Below are 18428 nucleotides of genomic sequence, written 5' to 3' on the forward strand. Positions count from 1 at the left end.
CGGGCATCCACGCCCTACCGCCACCGCCGATGCAGCCAGAGCCACTGCTCGGGATGCTCGCGCACCCAGCCTTCCACCACATTGGTGATCGCCTGGGTCGTGCCCTGGATGTCGATCTTGCCGTCGGCGTCGCGGACCGGCGGAATCTCTTCCGTCAGTTCGGCGCGGAAGCGAAAGCCGGGCAAGCGGATGATGCGCACGCCGTGAATCGGGCACTCGACCTGGCGCAACAGGCGCGCCAGCATCGGGTTGGCGCGGGTCTTGCGGCCGAAGAAGGTGACCTCGACGCCACCCGTGAGATACTGGTCGATCAGCATGGCGACGTGCTTGCCGTCCTGCAGCGCCTGCGCAAGCCGCAGCGGCGCATCGCGCCCCGCCGGGATCAGCGTGCCCATGTTGACCTGGCGCATCTCCTGGATGATGCGGTCGGCGGAGGCGATGTTCGGCCGGCGGTAGAGGATCGCGGCATCGAGCCCGTGCGCGGGCGCAGCGAGCGCGGGCAATTCCCAGTTGGCCAGATGCGAGGCGAAGATCAGCGCCGGCTTGCCGTCGTCCCTGATCTGGTCGTACAGCTCGATGGTGCGCGGCAGCAGCTCGATCCGGCTGTTTTCCGGATGGGCGCGATCGTAGTCCCAGACATGATCGATATGGGCGAACTCGGCGCCGACGCGGCCGAGATTGTCCCACACGCCCATCAGGATCTGCTCGATCTCCTCCGGCGACTTCTCCGGAAACGCCGCGGTGAGATTGGCGCGGCCGATGCGGTGCTCGCGCAGGCGCGGGCCGATCTTCTGGGTGACGCGCGCGAAAAAGTCCGAGGTCTTGACCGGATCGAAATAGCGCGTGGTCTTCAGCATGCCGACGGTGGCGGCGCCGATCAGGCTGCCACCGATCGATTTGGCTGCATTCCGCGCGCGAATCTTCGTGCTGAGGGAAAGCAGCGCCATGCGTCCGGTCAGGCCGGTTCGCGGGTCAGGATCAGCGAGGCGTTCTGGCCGCCGAAGCCGAACGAGTTCGACATCACCGCAGTGACGCGGGCGTCGCGCGCCTTGTTGCCGACGACGTCGAACAGGATCGTGGGATCCGGATTGTCGTAGTTGATGGTCGGCGGAATGCGCTGATGCTCGAGCGTGAGCAGCGAGAAGATCGCCTCGACCGCGCCCGCGGCCGAGATGGTGTGGCCGACCATCGACTTGTTGGAGGTGACCGGGATCTTCTGCAGGAGATCGCCGAACACGGCCGATGTCGTGTTGTACTCCATCTTGTCGTTCTCGGGCGTCGCGGTGCCGTGCGCGTTGATGTGGTCGATCTGGTCCGGCGTCATGCCGGCATCGGCCAGCGTCTTGTTCATGCAGCCGATGATCGGCTTGCCGTCGGGCGACGAGCGGGTGCGATGGAAGGAATCAGTGAGCTCGCCGCAGCCGGCGATCACGCCGAGGATCTTTGCGCCACGCGCGGTCGCCGCTTCGTAGCTCTCCAGCACCAGGGCGCCAGCGCCTTCGGCCATGACAAAGCCGTCGCGGTTCTTGGAGAAGGGACGGGAGGCCGCCTGCGGCGGATCGTTCTGGGTCGACAGCGCCGACAGCAGCGAGAAGCGCACCAGCGCTTCCGGATTCACGGTGCCGTCGGTGGCGACGCACAGCGCGGCATCGGTCTCACCGCGACGGATCGCTTCGACGCCGAGCTGGATCGAGGTGGCTCCGGACGCGCACGCCGTCGACAGCGAGATCGGCGAGCCCTTGGTGCCGAAGGTCTCGGCGAGGTGGGCTGCCACCGAGCCGAACATGAAGCGGTGATGATAGGCGTTGTACTTGCCGCCGCCGGAGATGCGCAGCAGATCGTCATAGTTGAAGTCGGGCGCGCCGACGGCGCGGCCGAGCTCGCGGCGCTGCGGCCATTCGACTTCGACCGGCGCGACCGCGAGGAAGAGGGGACCCGGAAAATCGCCCTTGGCGCCGATGCCGGCCTGCTCAAGGGCTTCCTGGGTGACGAGCTCAGCCATCCGCTCGGACAGGCCGGTGGAGGAGAACGGATCGACGCTGACGAAGTCGACCGTGCCGGCCATCGTGGTCTTCAGGCCGTCGATCGGAAAGCGCGTGATGGTGCGGATGCCGGATTCGCCGGCGACGAGCTTCGACCAATTGTCGGCCTTGCCGGCGCCGAGCGAGGTCGTGATGCCCATGCCGGTAACGACGACAACGGGACGCCCGAGTTTGTCGCGTGGTGCAGTCATGTCGATCGTCCCCCGATAGAACTAGTCAATCGCCTCGACCAGCGCCATGCCTTCGCCGCGCCAGTGTCCGGCTCCCACCACAACGATCTGGGTGGGCGCACCCTGCATTTCAACCTCGGTCCCGGTCGAATCGTTCGGCGGGAACAGCGCGCCGCGCGAGATCGAGAGCGCCGCAAGCGCAATGCCGAGCGGGAATTGGGTTTCCATGGTGTGGCCGAACATCGTGCCGGTCGCACGCACCGGGAAATCGCCGTGCTTCTTCAGGAAGCCGCGCTCCTCCGACGTCGCCGGCTCCGCGCCGGTCGCGCCCGAGATGATCGCGCCCTTGCCGTCGCGCTTGGGCAGCTTGTCCCAAAGCTTCTCCAGCGTCGCTTCCATGTCGCCGGATTGCTTGCGGCGGGCGAGATCCGTCACCACGCTCGACAGTTTTGCGTACGGTTTGGCGCCACGCGCTTCAGCGTGCGCCTTCGATTCCAGCACCAGGAAGGCGCCGGCCGAGCCGAGCGCGAAGCCGGCGTGGTCCTTGCGCGCCCACACCGGAGCGAACTTGTCCTTCAGATTGAAGTCACCGAATTCGTAGAGGACCATGAGGTCCTTGCGCTCGCCATTGTGGGAGCCGCCGACCAGCGCGATGTCGCTCTCGCCCGAGGCGATGCGCGACAGCGCGATGCGGGCGGCATCGGCGCCTGCGACCTCTTCGCCCATGAAGGTGCGCGAGGTGCCGCCGAGACCGTTGACGATGGCAATGTTGCCGGCGAGCAGATTGGAGAGCTGCGCCAGGAACAGCGTCGGGCGGAGATCGCTCATCAGCCGCTCGTTGAGGAAGCCCGGCGCATTGGCGCCCTTGGCCTCGGCGGTGAGCACGCCGGTGTCGACGTTGAGGTCGCGCTCGCCGCCGCCGGCGGCGACCACCATGTCGATTTTCGACAGGATGTCCTTGTTGCCCTTGATGCCGGCCGAGTCGAGCGCCAGGCCCGCGGCGTAGACGCCGATGCGCTGCCAGGCTTCCATCTGGCGCTGGTCGCCCTTCTTGGGGATCTGGCTGTCGAAGGTAACAGGCAGCAGCGGGTGCACGATGAAGGGCGCAAAGCCCTTTTCGTCGACATTGATGCGCTTCTCGGACAGCGCGGCCCAATTGGCGTCGAGACCCTCGCCGAGCGAGGTGGCAAGACCAATGCCGGTGATCCAGACTTCCGTCTGGCCCGGCTTCGAAGCGGTGTCAGTCATGGCGAGACGGCCTGTTGCGGAAAGCCGACGCGGGCTGCGACCGCGTCCATGTATCCGCGCATATCCGCATTGGGGAACGGAATCAGCGTGAAGGTGAGGGTCGAATTCGCACGCAGCTTGCCGCCGACCCTGATCTTGGCCTCGGTCATCGCATAGCCCGAGCCCTCATGGGCCACGCTCGCCTCGAGGGTCATCAGGTCGCCCGGAAACACCGAACCGCGCACCTTGGCTTCCTTCACCGCGGCGAGAATCGGCATGCGCTCGAACTTCAAGACGCCAAGCAGGAGAAAGCCCGAGGCCTGCGCCATCGATTCGATCAGCAGCACGCCGGGCATCAAGGGATAGCCCGGGAAGTGCCCCTCGAAGACAGTGCTCTCCTGGGGAACCTGGGCCTCGACGACGATCGTCTTCTCGTCGACCTTGAGGTCGACGATGCGATCGATCATGTGGAAGTATTCGAGTTGCATGACCGCCCGATTAGGCGCTCGCGCCCTTGGCGGCAACCAGTTCGTCGATGCGCGCGCACAGGTTCTTCAGCACGAAATACTGCTCGGTGGTCGCCTTGCCGTCGTTGACTTCCTGGGTCCACTTTTCCAGCGGCAGCTTGATGCCGAACTGCTTGTCGATCGCGAACGCGATGTCCAGGAAATCGAGGCTGTCGATACCGAGGTCGTCGATGGCATGGCTATCCGGCGTGATCGTGTCGCGCGGGATGTCGCAGGTTTCAGCGATGATCGTAGCGACCTGATCGAATGTGGAAGACATCACTAAGCCTTTGATATATTGCTGGTATTTGTCAGATATCCCAGAGTGGCACGGTGGGTGGGCGTCGCGCCCCGAATGACGCCCTCTAACCCCCCTCTGGACGGGTCGGAAGCCCGTATATCGGAGCGCCGCCCTGAGTTCAATGGAGCCGGACAGGGGTGGGGACAGGCCTGGGGATGCCGGTCCGGAGCCGTTTCCGCCGGGGACGGTGCTTCGGGGGCCGGGCCTAGATGTGCGGGGTCGTGATCTTGACGCAGTCCCGGCGGCCCATCATCACGCAATCCTGGGTCCGGCGGAGGTCGGCGATGCTGACGGCGAGCCAGATCCCGATCGCGGTCAGCGCGATGGTGAAGGCGAGCGCCGCGATGTTGGCGAGCATGCGGTGGCGGAAGTCGTCCGGCTGCTCGCGCGGTTGCTCGTAGCGGGACAGGTCCAGCGGTTCGGGGGCCGCATGCACGTGCAGCGGCTGGACCACGCCACTGCCGCGGTGGACCACCGGGGAAGGCGTCGTGCGCGGCCTGAACTGGAGCACCCTGTGCTCGTCGTCCGAGGTTATGGGCCGCTGGGATTTCATGGGGCGGGGATTACTCCGAAGCAGCGATTTTTAGATAGCATAGGCGACACAGGGGTTGCAGAAAATCTTCTCACCGCGCACGTGCATTGCGCATTCGCATTATCATCGTCTGAGCATTTTTCGCCCGCCGTCTTCCGCGCCGCGAACGAGCGTCGGAGCGGCTTGTCATCCCGGTGTCAGGGCCGCGGGTTGCGCTGCAACAATCGCTTGGACAATGGCGCCTGGCGCTGCGAACGCATGTTGCCGCCGCAGGGCCCATGGCATAATCGGGAACCCTGACCAGCCTTCGCAACCACAAGCTTTGGCAACCAACCGAGAGGCCTCGATCATGACCCCCAACGCACGCGAGCCGAGAGTGCACCCGGTGCCGATCCTGTCGCTTCGACCAACGCAGATGACGGTCGGCATGCGCGAGGTCAAGGAGAAGCGCAAGCGCTGGCGCGAGCACGACAAGAAGAAGCAGTCCGATCTGCTCGGCACCCATATGATCCCCGTCGTCTACGGACCCGACGGACGTTACTACGTGATCGACCATCACCATCTCGGCCGCGCGCTGCACGACGAGGGCATCAAGCAGGTGCTGGTGACGGTTGTCGGCGATCTCCGCATGGTCGAGCGCGAGGCGTTCTGGGGCGTGATGGACAACAAGCGCTGGGTCTATCCTTACGACAGCAAGGGCGAGCGTCGCCCCTTCCGCGATCTGCCGAAATCGGTCGTCGACCTCAAGGACGATCCGTTCCGCAGCCTTGCCGGCGAGCTCCGCCGCATGGGCGGCTTCGCCAAGGACACCACGCCGTTCTCCGAATTTCTGTGGGCCGATTTCCTGCGCCGCAAGCTGACGCGCAAGGCGGTCGATGCCAATTTCGACAAGGCGCTGGAGAAGGCCTTGGCCGCGGCCAAGAGCAAGGACGCAGTCTATCTGCCCGGCTGGTGCGGCCCGGCATCGGACGATTGAGGCGCGCCCGCTTGCATCAGTCGCGCTGGAAGATCTTGGCGCCGGGGTAGACACGCCGGGCGTAAGTGACGACCAGCGCGCGGTCCTGGGTTTCCAGGAAGGGCGTGCGGATCCGACTCGATCCGACGATGAGGTGCCACAGACCATTGAGCCTTTCGATGACGATTTTCATCTGACTATTCCTCGAACACTCCGAAATCGAGCAAATGCTGCTCGTCGCGGCCGTCTTGCGATTCATGATCGTGATCGCGGGCGTGAAATTCCCCGCTCGTGCTGGCCGCAAAACGACAGCGATACTTATGAGTTGGTTACGACTTGCGGTCCGGTAAGCCGAATCCGATCACAGCCGCTTGAGCGAAATCATTTTCCGCGCCGACGAAACCGTCCTGAAACAGAGCCATCCCATCAATAGGGGTATCGAGCTCACACAGGAGGCGAACATGCGCCGTATGGTTTTCGCAATTGCCTTGCTCGCGGTGGCTTCGGTCGGAATCTCGGCTTCGTTTGCCGCAGTCCACCAGGCCAGGACACTGACCTTCGCGGAGCGCTTCGCGCCGGCGCTTCCGCTGATGGACAAGCACTAGCATTGGCGTGCTTTGCGGCCTCGGGCCGCGCCGACTACTTCGGAGCCTGTGGAGCGGGTGAGGATAACGCGCGCTCCATCTCGGAGGCGGCTTCGCCGTCGCGGACCTTCTGCAACATCGCGTGACGCTCTGCGCCGGGCGGCAGTTTCTTTGCCGCGGCACGCGCGTCCTGTGTGAACTTGTCCAGGCGTTCCTGAAGGGACAGGGCGGGACGCGTTCGGTTGCGCTTTTTGGTCATGGTTTGCCCTTTCGAGCGCCAAGCCAACCATGTGCAGCCAATTCGCGTCCTTAACTTTTGTTGGAACCTGGCTGGTGGATTGCGGGTTTTTATCCCGACGGCGCTGAGGCGCCATGAGTTCCATCTCCACGACCGGAGCAAACGACGTGCCCAGCGACGCGATCCGCGCGGCGCTCATCAAGCGCCTGCGCATCTCGTCCGCGATCGCGGACGAGGATATCAGCGAAATCGAAGCCCTTCCGATTTCGGTGCGGCAGTACCCCGCCGAAACGGCGGTGGTGCGCGACGGCGAGCGCGCGACCGACTGCTGCCTGATCGCCGACGGATTCTGCGCGCGTTCCAAGACGATCGCAAACGGCAAGCGGCAGATCCTTTCGCTCCACATCCCCGGCGAGATTCCGGACCTGATGAGCCTGTTCCTGCACGTGATGGACCATGATTTGTCGACGCTGACGCCGGCGACGCTCGGCTTCATCAGCCACGAGACGCTGCAAAAGCTGCATCGTCGCAGGCCTGTCGTCGCCGAGCTGTTCTGGCGCGACACGCTGATCGATGCCGCGATGTTTCGCGAATGGATCGTCAATGTCGGCCAGCGTCCTGCGCCGGCGCGGCTCGCCCATGTCATGATCGAATTGCGCGAGCGCCTGAGGATCATCGGGCGCGTCGACGGGGCAAGTTTCGAGATGCCGCTAACCCAGGAGCAGATCGGCGAGGCGCTCGGGATTACCGCAGTTCACGCCAACCGCGTCATCAAGCAATTGCGCCAGGAAGGGATCGTCGAGTTCCATCGGGGCCACGCCACCGTGCTCGACGAACGGAAACTTTTGGAACTCGCCGATTTCGACGACCGTTATTTGCACCAGTCGCCAACCCTTTGAGGCGCCGATGCCCCGATTTCATTTCGACATCCACGAGAACGGCCGCTTCATTCGCGATGAGACCGGGCAGGACTTCGCCAACGCGGAAGGCGCGCGCAAGGAGGCGGTGCTCACCGGCGTGTCCATAGCTCGCGACGCGTTCGTTGCCGGCACGGCCCATCATGTCGTCGTGGATGTCCGGGAAAGCCAGCACGACCCGTGTCTCAAGGTATCGATCACGCTCGAGGTCGAGGAGGCCTGAAGCAGTGCTACGCCTGCCGCTGGCTCCAGTAGTCGTCCAGCGTCGGCGTCTCCATGTCGAAACGATCGCGAATGGTCGCGCAGGTGCTGCCGCCGAGCCTGGCGATGGCATCGAGCCTGGCAGGGTCGATGTGCAGGCGTTCGGCGTCGACGACGTCTGAATGGTAATGCGCGAACAGAATCTCGCCCATGATGATCTGACGCGATTTGCCGAGTTCGAGCGTGATATGGCGGCGGCATTCGAACGCGGCCGGCGCTTCCTTGATCCAGGGCGACGCCACGGTCTTGCCCGGCATGGCGGTTAGCCCAGCGGCCTTCAACTCGTCATGCTCCGGCGCGAACGGCACGGCGCAGACATGCATCGCCTCGGCAATCGCGTGCGAGACGATGTTGACGGTGAAGACCTCGGTCAGGCGGATGTTGAGACCGGTGTCCTTGAACCGCATGTCCGGATGGTTCTCGACGCCGAGCGCGAGGATCGGCGGATCGGCCGACAGGCAATTGAAGAAGCTGAATGGCGCTGCGTTGATCTTCCCTGCGGGATCAACCGTCGTCACCAGCGCGATCGGCCGCGGTACGACGGTGCCGATCAGCAGCTTGTACTTGTCGCGCGCCGATAGCTCGCGGAAGTCGAATGTGACGTCGTCGGGAGTGTGAGCACTGCTGTCCATCATGTCTCTCAGGTCGGAACGGTCGTCGAGCCAGCGACCACCGCGAAATTTGTCGAGGCAATTATCAGCGCTTCAGACCAATTTGCGAGCGGAAGATTTGAGCAAGGGGCGCTACGTTTGCCTGTGATCCCCGTGCTGCTCGTCCTTGCCGCCGAGCATTCGGTGCACCCAGTGCTCGATCCGGCGGCCGATCGTGAGCACAGCGAAGGCCAGCGCCAACGCGACCACAACGATCCTCCATTGTCCGGCGCCGCAGACGACGCCGAGGCACGCGGCAAGGAACGTGCAGGCCGCACTGGTCAGACCGCGGACGCGAAATCGATCACTCTCGTGGACGATCACGCCGGCGCCGAGGAAGCCAATGCCGGTGAGGATGCCCTGGATGACCCGGCTCGTCGCATCGGCAACTCTGCTGGGCTCGGCGAGCTGCAACGCGAGCAGGACTATGGTCGCGGTGGAGAGGCCGACGATACCGAGCGTCTTCAACCCGATCGGATTGCCATGCAGATCGCGGTTGAGCCCGATCGCGCTGCCGGCAAGCGTCGCGACACCGAGGCGCAGCAGGATTTCTGTCCAGTCGAGCTCCGTCATGTCTTGGGCAGTCGTCCCATCAGGTAGAATTCGTCATTCGGCCGCATGCCGGTGAAATTCGCCAGACGATTCGACAGCGCGAAGAAGGCCGCGATCGCCGCGATGTCCCAGATATCGTCGTCGCTGAAGCCGTGCGGGGCGAGGCTTGCGAAATCCTCCTCGGATATCCGTTGCGCGTCGGCCGAGATCTTCATCGCGAAATCGAGCATCGCCTTTTGCCGCGGCGTGATGTCGGCCTTGCGGTAATTGATCGCGACCTGGTCGGCAATCAGCGGATTCTTGGCGCGGATGCGCAGGATCGCGCCATGGGCGATCACGCAATATTGGCACTGGTTGGCTGCCGAAGTCGCCACCACGATCATCTCGCGCTCGGCCTTGGTGAGGCCGCTGTCCTTCTCCATCAGCGCGTCGTGATAGGCGAAGAAGGCGCGGAACTCATCGGGCCGGTAGGCCAGCGTCAGAAACACGTTGGGTACGAAGCCGCTCTTCTCCTGCACGGCGAGGAGACGGGTGCGGATGTCGTCAGGGAGCGTGTCGAGAGCGGGTGCGGGGAAGCGTTGCGCGGGCTTTGTCATGGGCATGGATTCCGGCTTGGGGCCGGCAACCATAGTCGATGCGGGAGGCCGCCTCAATGTGCTGTTCTCGTGCCCCGGACGCAGCGCAGCGCTCCTTCAGCGGTGCGCTGCAGAGCCGGGACCCATGTCTCCGAGAGTTCAGTGTGCGTGGTGTGGGTCCCGGTTCTGCGCAGCAGCGTTGCACGCTGCAGCGCGTCCGGGACACGAGAGCTACCGCAGCGGCTTCTTCAGCAGCGAGAAGCGGTCCGGATCGAGGCCCATCGAGGGCTGCAGCATCGGTGTCTCGGCCGGCGCCAGCGTCTTGGCCGTCGGCGCCTGGAACACCGGGTCGTTCGGGACGTCGCGCTGCGAGGTCGCGCCGCGCCAGCGCTCGAGCACCGCGCCGACGAAATGCATGTCGTGACCCGACGTGATCGACGGCACGCTCGCGATGGTGGCTTCGCCGCGCGGCAGTTGGTGCGGCGGCACCTCCTTGAAGCGCAACCGCGTCGGCAGTGCGACGCCTTCGCCGAACGCCAGCACCTCGCGGGTGCCGAGCGAGGGCACGAAGGACAGCAGGTTCGCGGCCGCATCCGACACCGCGGCGCGCAGCAGCGCCTGGTCGCGATCGTTGGCAAGACGCATCGTGAACAGCGTGTTGCACTGGGAGATGATGGTGGCGTCGAGCTCGGCGGGACGCTGCGTGATCAGGCCGAGATAGACGCCGTATTTACGGCCTTCCTTGGCAATGCGCGAGACGGCCTTGCGGGTCGGACCGAAGCCGATATTGCGGTCGGCGGAAGCGTAACGGTGCGCTTCCTCGCAGACGAACAGCATCGGCGAGACGCCGTCGCTCCACAGGCCGAAATCGAACGCCATGCGGCAAAGCACCGAGACGACGGAATCGATGACCTCCGCCGGGAATCCGGCGAGCTGCATCACCGTCATCGGCTTGCCGTTGGCAGGCAGGCGGAACAGATGGCTGATCACCTCGGCCATGGTGTCGCCGCCGACATTGGCGTTGTCGAACATGAAGGCGTAGCGCGGGTCGTTCTTCACGGCTTCGATGCGCGAGATCAGCTTGTGATAGATGATGCGCGAAGAGCGGTTCTCCAGCTTGCCCATGCGCTCGTCGATCAGCGAGATCAGATCGACCAGACGATACGGCACCGGCGTATCGACGGTGAAGCCGATCTGCTTGGGATCGACGCGTTTCAGGCCGAGCCGATCGGTGTTCTGGTATTGCGTGTAGATGCCCTTGGCCATCGGGATGACTTCGGCGAGGACGTCGAGCTCCTCCGGCACGCCGGCGCGGCCGCCGAACAGCACGTCGACGATTTCCTCGAAATTGAACAGCCAGAACGGCAGCTTCAGGTTTCGCGGGTTGAGCACCAGCGCGCGGTCGCCAAAGCAGCGGCCGTATTCGTTGTGCACGTCGAGCAGGAAGATGCGCAGGTTGGGCCGCGCTTTCAGGATCTCGTTGAGCAGCAGCGACACGCCGGTCGATTTACCGACGCCGGTCGACCCCAGCACCGCAAAGTGCTTGGAGAGCATTTCCTCGATATCGACATAGGCGACGACGGAACGGTCCTGCTGGAGGAAGCCGACATTGATCTGGTCCGAGCCGGTCGGCGCGTAGATGGTACGCAGCTCCTGGCTGGTGATCAGGTCGACCGCATCGCCGATGGTGGGATAGTTGGTGACGCCGCGCTGGAATTTGGCCTTGTCGGCGGCATTGAGGATCTCGCCGAGCAGGTCGACCGAGGCGATGGCGATGTAGTCGGGGCTCGACAAGTTCTCGCAGGACACCTCGGTGATCATGGCGACGATGACCGAGCTGGCGCAGCGGATGCTGACGAAGCGGCCGACGGTGGCCCGAACCTCCGAGACCGGCATCTGGCTTGCCGCCAGAAGCCCGACCCGGGCGAGCGATCCGCGTACCGAAATGACGCGTCCAAAGGAAGTCACGATGGATGAACCTGGAAAGTCCGAGGAGTTTGCCCCTGACTATGCGAGGTGGGGCTGCACAAACGGTTAAACGGCAGGCGCGGCAGCTTCGTTAAATGTGCCGAAATTCGGCAGGCTGGATTGTACCTAATGCATACTTGGGCACGGAATCGGCCGGAAAATGCTGCTTTGTTGGGCTCTTGCGCCGAAATTCGATTAAGGAAGATTTTACCATTCGGGCAGTCCGTCGGCCGTTCGGGGGACCGCCGTTCATCGATGGGAACGAGGTCCACGCCGCTGGCGCCACGCGTTGATTTGTTGACGGGACCTAATCATTTGTACATTAGTACAAATGAGCCCGTGGCCGAGTGCCGTCCGGGCGCACCCATCAAGATTGCGCCCTGCGCCCGATTGCGCGATGCCCGTGAACCGGATCGCCACGCTTCTGGAGGAAGCCCATGCAGCCCGAACCGATCCTCGATCTCGCCCATCTCGGCCACATGGAACTGCTGACGCCGAAGCCCGACGAGAGCCTGAAATTCTTCGTCGATGTCATGGGCATGACAGTCAGCGGACAGAAGGGCGAGTCCGTCTACCTGCGCGGCTGGGACGATTACGAGCGCTATTCGCTCAAGCTGACGGCGTCGAAGACCTCGGGCATGGAGCACATGGCGTTGCGCGCGCGCAGCCAGCAGGCGCTGGAGCGCCGCGTCGCCGCGTTGAAGGGCTCGGGCTTCGACATCGGCTGGATCGACGGCGACATGGGGCAGGGGCCGACCTTCCGCTGCCGCGACCCCGATGGCCACATCGTCGAGCTCTATTACGAGACCGAATGGTATCAGGCACCGCCGGAGCTCAAACCTGCGCTCAAGAACCAGGCACAGCGTTTTCCAGCGCGCGGCGTCAATGTCCGCCGTCTCGACCACCTCAACTGCCTCGCCGTCGACATCAAGGCCAACCGCGAGTTCTTCGAGAATTATCTCGGCTGCCGCCTCACCGAACAGATCGTGCTCAATGACGGCCGCGAAGCTGCGATGTGGCTGACGATGTCGAACAAGAGCTACGACTTCGCCTATTCGCTCGACCATTCCGGCACGCGAGGCCGTTTCCACCACGTCACCTACGCGCTCGACAGCCGCGAGGAGATTCTCCGCGCTGCAGACATCTTCCTGGAGAACGGGGTGCACATCGAGACCGGCCCGCACAAGCACGCGATCCAGCAGACCTTCTTCCTCTATGTCTACGAGCCCGGCGGCAACCGCGTCGAAGTCGCCAACGCCGGCGCCCGCCTCATCCTCGCACCGGACTGGAAGCCGATCGTGTGGACGGAAGAAGAGCGCAAGAAGGGCCAGGCCTGGGGGTTGAAGACCATCGAATCCTTCCACACCCACGGCACGCCGCCGGTGGACGCGAAGAAGCACGGGTGAGCTAAAGCATGTGCGCCAGGCGGGCTCTGAGCAAGCGCCTCGTCCTTCGAGACGGCTGCTTCGCAGTCTCCTCAGCGACTGTGTTCTTCGTCAAGCGGGTTGCCATGGTTTTCGATCCCTGAGCATGGCGTTGAGGATGGTGAGGAGCTTGCGGGCGACCGCGATGAGGGCGACCATTTTCGGCTTACCGGCGCTCACGAGGTGACGGTAGAAAAGCTTGAGCTGCGGGTGGCATCGGATCGCCGAGAGGGCAGCCATGTAGAGGGCCGCCCGCAAGGCAGTTCGTCCACCGCCGATCTTGCTCCTGCCTTTCCATCGGCCGGACTGGCGAACGAAGGGAGCAAGGCCGGCAAGGCTTGCGATCTGACGCCGGTTGAGGGTGCCGAGTTCGGGCACCTCGGCAAGGAAGGTGCGTGCGAGTGTATTGCCGACCCCCGGGAAGGTGATCAGCAAATCTTCTTGGTCCCGCCAGGCCGGCGAGCCCCGTACCAGCGTGTCGATGTCGTTGTCGATGTCCGGCAGCTCCTTCTCGAGGACCTTGATGTGGCGGGCAAGGCTCTTGCGGACGCGAACATTCTCCACCCGCTTCTCGCGCTGGCGTTCGGCGACGATCATCTCGATGATCTGCCGGCGTCGGGCAACCAGTTCGGCCAGCAAGCGAGCTTGCTCGTCCGGGACGGGACGCAGGGCGGGCTTCACCGCCTCAACGAACCGTGCGATCACCGCGGCATCGATCGGATCGGACTTGGCGCGCTGGCCAATCGCCTGCGCGAAGTGCCGGATCTGGGCCGGATTGATGACCGCCAGCGGCAACTGGGCGCCGGCCAGTGCTGCCGCGACCACCGTCTCGAAGCCGCCAGTCGCCTCCAGCCCAATCAGGCTCGGCGAACAGGCCGCAAGCCGCGCAACAAGATCTTCCAAGCCCTTGCCGTCGCGCGCCACGGCAAACACTTCTCCGCTCGGACGCATATGAACATCCAACCGGTCCTTAGATACATCTATGCCAACATAGATCGCGTCCATCTGCACCCATCCTTGCGCAACCGGGCTCGCCAGGCGGCCCTCGCGACTGTTCGGGTTCGATGGAACAACGGACGGGGCGCCGCGCTGAGGCACGGGCTTCATAGCCCTTGGATGAAGCGGTCTCCCGTCCGTTACCGCACCGGCTATCTTAGCCGATCTGGCGCGATCTGACTTACAAGGATGAGGCTAACGGGCAGCTTTGCCTTGTTGAACTGCCGCCACGCACTCCGCCCCTCATCCTGAGGGCCCGCCGCAGGCGGGCGTCTCGAAGGATGGCCGCGGGCGAGCTTCCAGCCACCGCTTTCTGCTTTAATGCGCCGACGATCGCACGCGTGCGATCGTCTCGCGGACGCCGGTCCAGGCCGGCTTGTCCGGCGCAAACTGCCCGCGCAGGAAGCCGACGAGCGCCTCGACCTGCGCGTCGCTCATGCTATTCCCAAAGGCGGGCATGTAGCCGAGATCGCTGGAGGCGGGCTCGGCGATGCCGTGCAGGATCACCTGCACGAGATTGTCCGGCGTCATGCCGTGCAGATTGCTGTTGAGCGCGAGCGAGGGACGGCTGCCGAACAGCGGCAGGCCGCCGACCTCGTGGCACACCGCGCAGGCGCCCTGATAGAGCCGCGCGCCGGTCGAGGACGCGACGGTGACTTGCGTTGTGCTCTCGAGCTTCGCCGCAAGCGCGGGCGCGTCCGCCGCGGTGTCGTTGAACGAGCCGAGATAGACCGCCATCGCGCGGATGTCGGGATCGGGCAGCGCTTTGAGATCCCGGACGATCGGTGCCATCGGGCCGGCAGCGACGCCGTGATAACGCGAATATCCGGTACGCAAATAGGCGAACAGCTCGTCCTCGCTCCATGGGATTGGAGCCTGCGATAGCGACGTCAGCGGCGGCGCCTCCCAGCCCTCGGCAAAGCCGCCGGCGAGATAGGCGTTACGCTGCTCGGCGCCAAGCGCATTGCGCGGTGAATGGCAGGCGCTGCAATGGCCGAGGCTCTCGACCAGATAGGCGCCGCGATTCCATGCTTCCGATTTGGCGGGATCGGGCTTGAACTCCGTGGTCTGGTGGAACAGCGCATTCCAGCCCGCGAGCAGCGGACGAAGGTTGAATGGGAAGGTGAGCGTGTTCGCAGGGGCCGTTGCGCGCACCGAGGGCTGCGCCATCAGATAGGCGTAGAGCGCCTGCATGTCGGCATCATCAGTCTTCGAAAAGTGCGTGTACGGGAAGGCGGGATAGAGTTGCCGTCCGTCGCGATGCAGCCCCTCGCGCATCGCGCGCTCGAAGGCGGGATAGGACCAGGCGCCGATGCCGGTCTCGACGTCGGGCGTGATGTTGGTGCTGTAGATGGTGCCGAACGGCGTCGGAAGCGCGCGGCCGCCGGCGTTGAGCACGCCGCCGAGGCTGGTGTGGCATTCCGCGCAATTGCCGAGCGCTGCGAGCTGCTGACCGCGGGCGATCGTCGCGGCGGAATAGACCGATGCATCGGGCCGCGCGATCGGCGCGATGGCCCGCCCTGGCAGCAGCGCCGTGCCGATGCCGATCGCGGCGGTGCAGACGGCCGCGATCGTCGCGAAAATTCCGGCGCGCTTGGCGAAGGGATTCTCCCAGATGCGCGACGGTTTTGGCGCCGTGGTGGGCGCGGGCAGGGCCTGAGGTGTGGGCGACGCCTCACCGTGCAACCCCTTCAGGATGCGCTCCGGCGTGAACGGCGGCTCGCGAAAGCGCACGCCGGTGGCATCGAAGATCGCGTTCGCGATTGCCGCCGCGCTCGGCACCGAGGCCGACTCGCCGACGCCGAGCGGTGGCTGGTCCTGTCGCGGCAGCATCAGCACGTCGATCTTCGGCACGTCGGGGAAGGGGATGATCGGATAGGCGCCCCATTCCCGCGCCGCCACTGCGCCGCGCTCGAACGAGACCTCCTCCATCAGCGCGCGGCTGGTGGACTGGATGACGTTGCCGTGGATCTGGTGGCGCACGCCGTCCGGATTGATCATCAGGCCGGAATCCTGTCCCGCGACGACGCGGGTGACGCTGACTTCGCCGGTGGACTTGTTCACCGCGACGTCGGCAACCCAGGCCGACCACGCCGCGCCATAGCCGGGAAACTTGCTGTGGACATAGAGCGCATAGGCAAAGCCGCGGCCGTGGACGATATCGCCGTCCTTCTCCTCGCGCACCGGACGCGGCGTCCAGCCGGCGCGTTCGGCCACCGCGTTGACGAGATCGACCGCGCGCTGGTCCTTCAGGTAACGCAGCCGATATTCGATGGGATCGACGCCGGCCTCGGTCGCTGCCTCGTCGATATAGGATTCATGCGCAAAGGTGTTCGGCAGCGCCGAGACGCCGCGAAACCAGGACGCGCGCACGATCGGCGCCATGTCGTGGGCGACGACGCGCATGTGGTCGTAGTCGTAAGGCGGGATCGCGGTGCGATCGCCCATCTGGAGCACGGTGGGCTCGGATGGAATTCGTCCCGTAAGCAGCAGCGCGAGCGTTGGTGCCGCGTTCGAGGGATAGCGCGTGGCGAGATCGTAGCCGGCAATGCCGCCTTGAGCGTCGAGGCCGCCATTGACATCGATGAGCTGCGCGGTGCCCTTCGGCTCCCAGGCGTGCTCCTGCTCGCGCGTCAACTGCACGCGCACGGGGCGGCCGACGGCACGCGACAGCAGCAGTGCGTCGGCGGTGACGTCGTCGGCGCAGTTGCGGCCGTAGCAGCCGGCGGCCTCGAGCCGGATCACCTCGACCTCGCTCTCGGGACGTTCGATCAGCAGCGCGAGATCGGCGCGCAGCACGTGCGGGTTCTGCGTGCCCGACCAGACCCGGACATTGCCGTCCTGGAAGTCGGCGACCGCGCAGGACGGACCGATCGAGGCGTGCATCTGATACGGCCAGACGTAAGTGCGCTGCATCGGCTTGGCAGCGCCGGCGATCGCCGCATCGACGTCGCCCTTGTCGATCAGCGTGCGCGGCGTCGACGGATGGGCGCGCAGCGCGGTCTCGACATCGGCGAGATCGGCGAGCTCAGGCGTCGGCTTCCAGCTCACCGCGAGCCGCTCGGCCGCGCGAATCGCGTTCTCCTCGCGCTCGGCGACCACGCCGACGAAATCGCCGATTCGGACCACGGCGACGAGGCCGGGAATATCGCGCACTGAGGATTCATCGACCGCGATCAGGCTGGTGCCGACGAAGGGGCCGGCATCGACGCCCGAATAGGGCGGCCGCACCACGCGGCCGTGCAGCATGCCGGGCAGGCGGATATCGTGCACGAAGGTCAGCTCACCCGTCGCCTTGGCAGGAAGGTCGACGCGCGGCATCGATCGGCCGACGATGGCGTAATCGGCGACCGCCTTGACGGCGACATCATCGGCAAGCTCGAGGCGAACGGTTTCGCCGCCGATCAGTTCGCCGTAGCTGACGCTGCGATTATGGCCGCGGACGAGGCCGTCCTCGATCGTCAGCTCTTCGGCCGGCAGCTCCAGCCGTTCGGCCGCGCGCGCGATCAAGAAGTGCCGCGCTTGTGCCGCGGCCTTGCGCAAGGGAACGGCCGTGATCTGGATGGTCTCGCTCGCAATCGTCGCGCCCTGGTTCGGCACCACTGCGGTGTCGCCGAGAACCACGACGACGCGCGCAAACGAGACGTCGAGCTCTTCGGCGACGATCTGGCCGAGTGCGGTGCGGATTCCGGTGCCGAGATCGACGTGGCCGTTATAGGCCGTGACCGATCCATCGGCGGTGATGCGGACGAAGGTTTCGGATGTGACCTCGTCCACCGTGCGGACGACGACGAGCGAGCCGCGCTCAGCTCCGTTCGGATGCGGGGAGGACATCAATCACGGGCCTCGGCGAGCTGGCCCGATGCGCGCATCACGGCGCGCAGGATTTCGACATGGGTGCCGCAGCGGCAGAGATTGTAGCGCAGCGCGGCGAGCGCTTCCTGCTCGGTCGGCTGCGGGTTGATCGCAAGCAGCGCCTTGGTGGTCATGATCATGCCGTTGAGGCAGTAGCCGCATTGCGCAGCCTGCTCGGCGATGAAGGCCTGCTGCACGACATCAGGCTTGTCGCGCGTGCCGAGCCCTTCGAGCGTCACGATGTCGCGTCCGGCGCAGCCGCTGATCGGAATCACGCAAGCGCGCGCGGCCGTGCCGTCGATCAGGACAGTACAGGTGCCGCATTCACCCAGGCCGCAACCGTATTTCGGGCCGTTGAGTCCGAGATCATTGCGCAGCACATAGAGCAGCGGCGTCTGGCGCTCCGCCGCGACGTCGTGGATCCTGCCGTTCACGGTGAGGCGGATCGGTGCCTGCGTCATCCTCGTTCCCAAACCCTGCGATCGCAAAAATTCCAGATCGCTTGAAATCTACGTCGCGACGATACCGTTTGTACACAAACGTGCAAGCGGCCATGCCGCAGTGCAGCGCAACTGCCCGCTTTGTGGACAAAGCCGGGAGGCAAATGAGGTTTTATTCGGCAGGCGCGGCTTTTCGCGCGCGGCGCCGCTTGACAGCTATCAGGACCGCGCGCAA

The 18428-nt window shown here is 64.9% G+C and carries 20 protein-coding genes; 5 read left to right on the forward strand and 15 right to left on the reverse strand.

The annotated features are described in order from the left end of the window. Positions 1-14: 14 nt before the first annotated feature. From NLM32_RS20560 to NLM32_RS20585, 6 genes are all read right to left on the reverse strand, one after another. Positions 15-947, reverse strand: a complete 933-nt coding sequence (locus tag NLM32_RS20560) for a lipid A biosynthesis lauroyl acyltransferase (protein WP_254130722.1) — start codon at positions 945-947, stop codon at positions 15-17. A gap of 8 nt (positions 948-955) precedes the next feature. Then, on the reverse strand, positions 956-2233 hold the full coding sequence (locus NLM32_RS20565) for a beta-ketoacyl-ACP synthase (protein WP_254130723.1): 1278 nt from the start codon (positions 2231-2233) through the stop codon (positions 956-958). A 21-nt stretch (positions 2234-2254) separates the two neighbouring features. After that, positions 2255-3460 carry a beta-ketoacyl-ACP synthase gene (locus tag NLM32_RS20570; protein ID WP_254130724.1) on the reverse strand — a complete coding sequence of 402 codons (1206 nt, stop codon included), beginning with the start codon at positions 3458-3460 and terminating at the stop codon, positions 2255-2257. Beyond that, positions 3457-3927, reverse strand: a complete 471-nt coding sequence (locus tag NLM32_RS20575; protein ID WP_254130725.1) for a 3-hydroxyacyl-ACP dehydratase FabZ family protein — start codon at positions 3925-3927, stop codon at positions 3457-3459. Before NLM32_RS20575 ends, NLM32_RS20570 begins: the two co-directional genes overlap by 4 nt. A 10-nt stretch (positions 3928-3937) precedes the next feature. Further along, on the reverse strand, positions 3938-4225 hold the full coding sequence (locus tag NLM32_RS20580; protein WP_007592476.1) for an acyl carrier protein: 288 nt from the start codon (positions 4223-4225) through the stop codon (positions 3938-3940). Between the two features lie 226 nt (positions 4226-4451). After that, positions 4452-4799, reverse strand: coding sequence for a hypothetical protein (locus NLM32_RS20585; RefSeq protein WP_254130726.1), 348 nt, complete (start codon positions 4797-4799; stop codon positions 4452-4454). A gap of 328 nt (positions 4800-5127) precedes the next feature. Between NLM32_RS20585 and NLM32_RS20590 the strand changes: the two genes are divergently transcribed. Next, a complete protein-coding gene (locus tag NLM32_RS20590; RefSeq protein WP_254130727.1) occupies positions 5128-5754 on the forward strand; it encodes a ParB-like protein in 627 nt (208 codons plus the stop codon). Between the two features lie 16 nt (positions 5755-5770). Here NLM32_RS20590 and NLM32_RS20595 read toward each other — a convergent pair whose 3' ends face one another. After that, positions 5771-5926, reverse strand: a complete 156-nt coding sequence (locus tag NLM32_RS20595) for a hypothetical protein (RefSeq protein WP_254130728.1) — start codon at positions 5924-5926, stop codon at positions 5771-5773. Positions 5927-6194: 268 nt separating this feature from the next. Between NLM32_RS20595 and NLM32_RS20600 the strand changes: the two genes are divergently transcribed. After that, positions 6195-6338: a hypothetical protein gene (locus NLM32_RS20600; RefSeq protein ID WP_254130729.1), complete on the forward strand. Its 144-nt coding sequence runs from the start codon at positions 6195-6197 to the stop codon at positions 6336-6338. A 34-nt stretch (positions 6339-6372) separates the two neighbouring features. Here NLM32_RS20600 and NLM32_RS20605 read toward each other — a convergent pair whose 3' ends face one another. After that, positions 6373-6576, reverse strand: a complete 204-nt coding sequence (locus NLM32_RS20605) for a hypothetical protein (protein ID WP_254130730.1) — start codon at positions 6574-6576, stop codon at positions 6373-6375. Between the two features lie 113 nt (positions 6577-6689). Between NLM32_RS20605 and NLM32_RS20610 the strand changes: the two genes are divergently transcribed. Then, positions 6690-7454, forward strand: coding sequence for a Crp/Fnr family transcriptional regulator (locus NLM32_RS20610; protein ID WP_254130731.1), 765 nt, complete (start codon positions 6690-6692; stop codon positions 7452-7454). Between the two features lie 7 nt (positions 7455-7461). After that, positions 7462-7695: a DUF6894 family protein gene (locus NLM32_RS20615; RefSeq protein WP_254130732.1), complete on the forward strand. Its 234-nt coding sequence runs from the start codon at positions 7462-7464 to the stop codon at positions 7693-7695. Between the two features lie 7 nt (positions 7696-7702). On the opposite strand, the gene NLM32_RS20620 is transcribed toward NLM32_RS20615, so the two are convergent. From NLM32_RS20620 to NLM32_RS20635, 4 genes are all read right to left on the reverse strand, one after another. Then, on the reverse strand, positions 7703-8365 hold the full coding sequence (locus NLM32_RS20620) for a flavin reductase family protein (protein WP_254135375.1): 663 nt from the start codon (positions 8363-8365) through the stop codon (positions 7703-7705). Between the two features lie 111 nt (positions 8366-8476). Then, on the reverse strand, positions 8477-8956 hold the full coding sequence (locus NLM32_RS20625; RefSeq protein WP_254130733.1) for an MgtC/SapB family protein: 480 nt from the start codon (positions 8954-8956) through the stop codon (positions 8477-8479). Continuing rightward, positions 8953-9531 (reverse strand): peroxidase-related enzyme, encoded by a 579-nt coding sequence (locus tag NLM32_RS20630; protein WP_254130734.1) that lies wholly within the window; start codon positions 9529-9531, stop codon positions 8953-8955. Before NLM32_RS20630 ends, NLM32_RS20625 begins: the two co-directional genes overlap by 4 nt. Positions 9532-9741: 210 nt before the next feature. Then, a complete protein-coding gene (locus tag NLM32_RS20635) occupies positions 9742-11478 on the reverse strand; it encodes an ATP-binding protein (protein ID WP_254130735.1) in 1737 nt (578 codons plus the stop codon). 437 nt (positions 11479-11915) lie between these two features. Between NLM32_RS20635 and NLM32_RS20640 the strand changes: the two genes are divergently transcribed. Beyond that, positions 11916-12884: a catechol 2,3-dioxygenase gene (locus NLM32_RS20640; RefSeq protein ID WP_254130736.1), complete on the forward strand. Its 969-nt coding sequence runs from the start codon at positions 11916-11918 to the stop codon at positions 12882-12884. Between the two features lie 90 nt (positions 12885-12974). Here NLM32_RS20640 and NLM32_RS20645 read toward each other — a convergent pair whose 3' ends face one another. The 3 genes from NLM32_RS20645 to NLM32_RS20655 all read right to left on the reverse strand — a co-directional run bounded on the left by NLM32_RS20645 (position 12975) and on the right by NLM32_RS20655 (position 18214). Beyond that, positions 12975-13907, reverse strand: a complete 933-nt coding sequence (locus tag NLM32_RS20645) for an IS110 family transposase (RefSeq protein WP_254130737.1) — start codon at positions 13905-13907, stop codon at positions 12975-12977. Positions 13908-14216: 309 nt separating this feature from the next. Next, positions 14217-17732, reverse strand: a complete 3516-nt coding sequence (locus tag NLM32_RS20650; RefSeq protein ID WP_254130738.1) for a molybdopterin cofactor-binding domain-containing protein — start codon at positions 17730-17732, stop codon at positions 14217-14219. Next, positions 17732-18214 carry a (2Fe-2S)-binding protein gene (locus NLM32_RS20655; protein ID WP_254130739.1) on the reverse strand — a complete coding sequence of 161 codons (483 nt, stop codon included), beginning with the start codon at positions 18212-18214 and terminating at the stop codon, positions 17732-17734. The genes NLM32_RS20650 and NLM32_RS20655 overlap by 1 nt, the downstream gene beginning before the upstream one ends. Positions 18215-18428 lie beyond the last annotated feature (214 nt).

The sequence above is a fragment of the Bradyrhizobium sp. CCGUVB14 genome (assembly GCF_024199935.1).
Lineage (GTDB): Bacteria > Pseudomonadota > Alphaproteobacteria > Rhizobiales > Xanthobacteraceae > Bradyrhizobium.

Excerpts from the sequence above, each read along its gene's own strand:
- NLM32_RS20560 (WP_254130722.1), bottom strand. The coding sequence starts at position 947 with ATGGCGCTGCTTTCCCTCAGCACGAAGATTCGCGCGCGGAATGCAGCC.
- NLM32_RS20565 (WP_254130723.1), bottom strand. The coding sequence starts at position 2,233 with ATGACTGCACCACGCGACAAACTCGGGCGTCCCGTTGTCGTCGTTACC.
- NLM32_RS20570 (WP_254130724.1), bottom strand. The coding sequence starts at position 3,460 with ATGACTGACACCGCTTCGAAGCCGGGCCAGACGGAAGTCTGGATCACC.
- NLM32_RS20575 (WP_254130725.1), bottom strand. The coding sequence starts at position 3,927 with ATGCAACTCGAATACTTCCACATGATCGATCGCATCGTCGACCTCAAG.
- NLM32_RS20580 (WP_007592476.1), bottom strand. The coding sequence starts at position 4,225 with ATGTCTTCCACATTCGATCAGGTCGCTACGATCATCGCTGAAACCTGC.
- NLM32_RS20585 (WP_254130726.1), bottom strand. The coding sequence starts at position 4,799 with ATGAAATCCCAGCGGCCCATAACCTCGGACGACGAGCACAGGGTGCTC.
- NLM32_RS20590 (WP_254130727.1), top strand. The coding sequence starts at position 5,128 with ATGACCCCCAACGCACGCGAGCCGAGAGTGCACCCGGTGCCGATCCTG.
- NLM32_RS20595 (WP_254130728.1), bottom strand. The coding sequence starts at position 5,926 with ATGAAAATCGTCATCGAAAGGCTCAATGGTCTGTGGCACCTCATCGTC.
- NLM32_RS20600 (WP_254130729.1), top strand. The coding sequence starts at position 6,195 with ATGCGCCGTATGGTTTTCGCAATTGCCTTGCTCGCGGTGGCTTCGGTC.
- NLM32_RS20605 (WP_254130730.1), bottom strand. The coding sequence starts at position 6,576 with ATGACCAAAAAGCGCAACCGAACGCGTCCCGCCCTGTCCCTTCAGGAA.
- NLM32_RS20610 (WP_254130731.1), top strand. The coding sequence starts at position 6,690 with ATGAGTTCCATCTCCACGACCGGAGCAAACGACGTGCCCAGCGACGCG.
- NLM32_RS20615 (WP_254130732.1), top strand. The coding sequence starts at position 7,462 with ATGCCCCGATTTCATTTCGACATCCACGAGAACGGCCGCTTCATTCGC.
- NLM32_RS20620 (WP_254135375.1), bottom strand. The coding sequence starts at position 8,365 with ATGGACAGCAGTGCTCACACTCCCGACGACGTCACATTCGACTTCCGC.
- NLM32_RS20625 (WP_254130733.1), bottom strand. The coding sequence starts at position 8,956 with ATGACGGAGCTCGACTGGACAGAAATCCTGCTGCGCCTCGGTGTCGCG.
- NLM32_RS20630 (WP_254130734.1), bottom strand. The coding sequence starts at position 9,531 with ATGACAAAGCCCGCGCAACGCTTCCCCGCACCCGCTCTCGACACGCTC.
- NLM32_RS20640 (WP_254130736.1), top strand. The coding sequence starts at position 11,916 with ATGCAGCCCGAACCGATCCTCGATCTCGCCCATCTCGGCCACATGGAA.
- NLM32_RS20645 (WP_254130737.1), bottom strand. The coding sequence starts at position 13,907 with ATGGACGCGATCTATGTTGGCATAGATGTATCTAAGGACCGGTTGGAT.
- NLM32_RS20650 (WP_254130738.1), bottom strand. The coding sequence starts at position 17,732 with ATGTCCTCCCCGCATCCGAACGGAGCTGAGCGCGGCTCGCTCGTCGTC.
- NLM32_RS20655 (WP_254130739.1), bottom strand. The coding sequence starts at position 18,214 with ATGACGCAGGCACCGATCCGCCTCACCGTGAACGGCAGGATCCACGAC.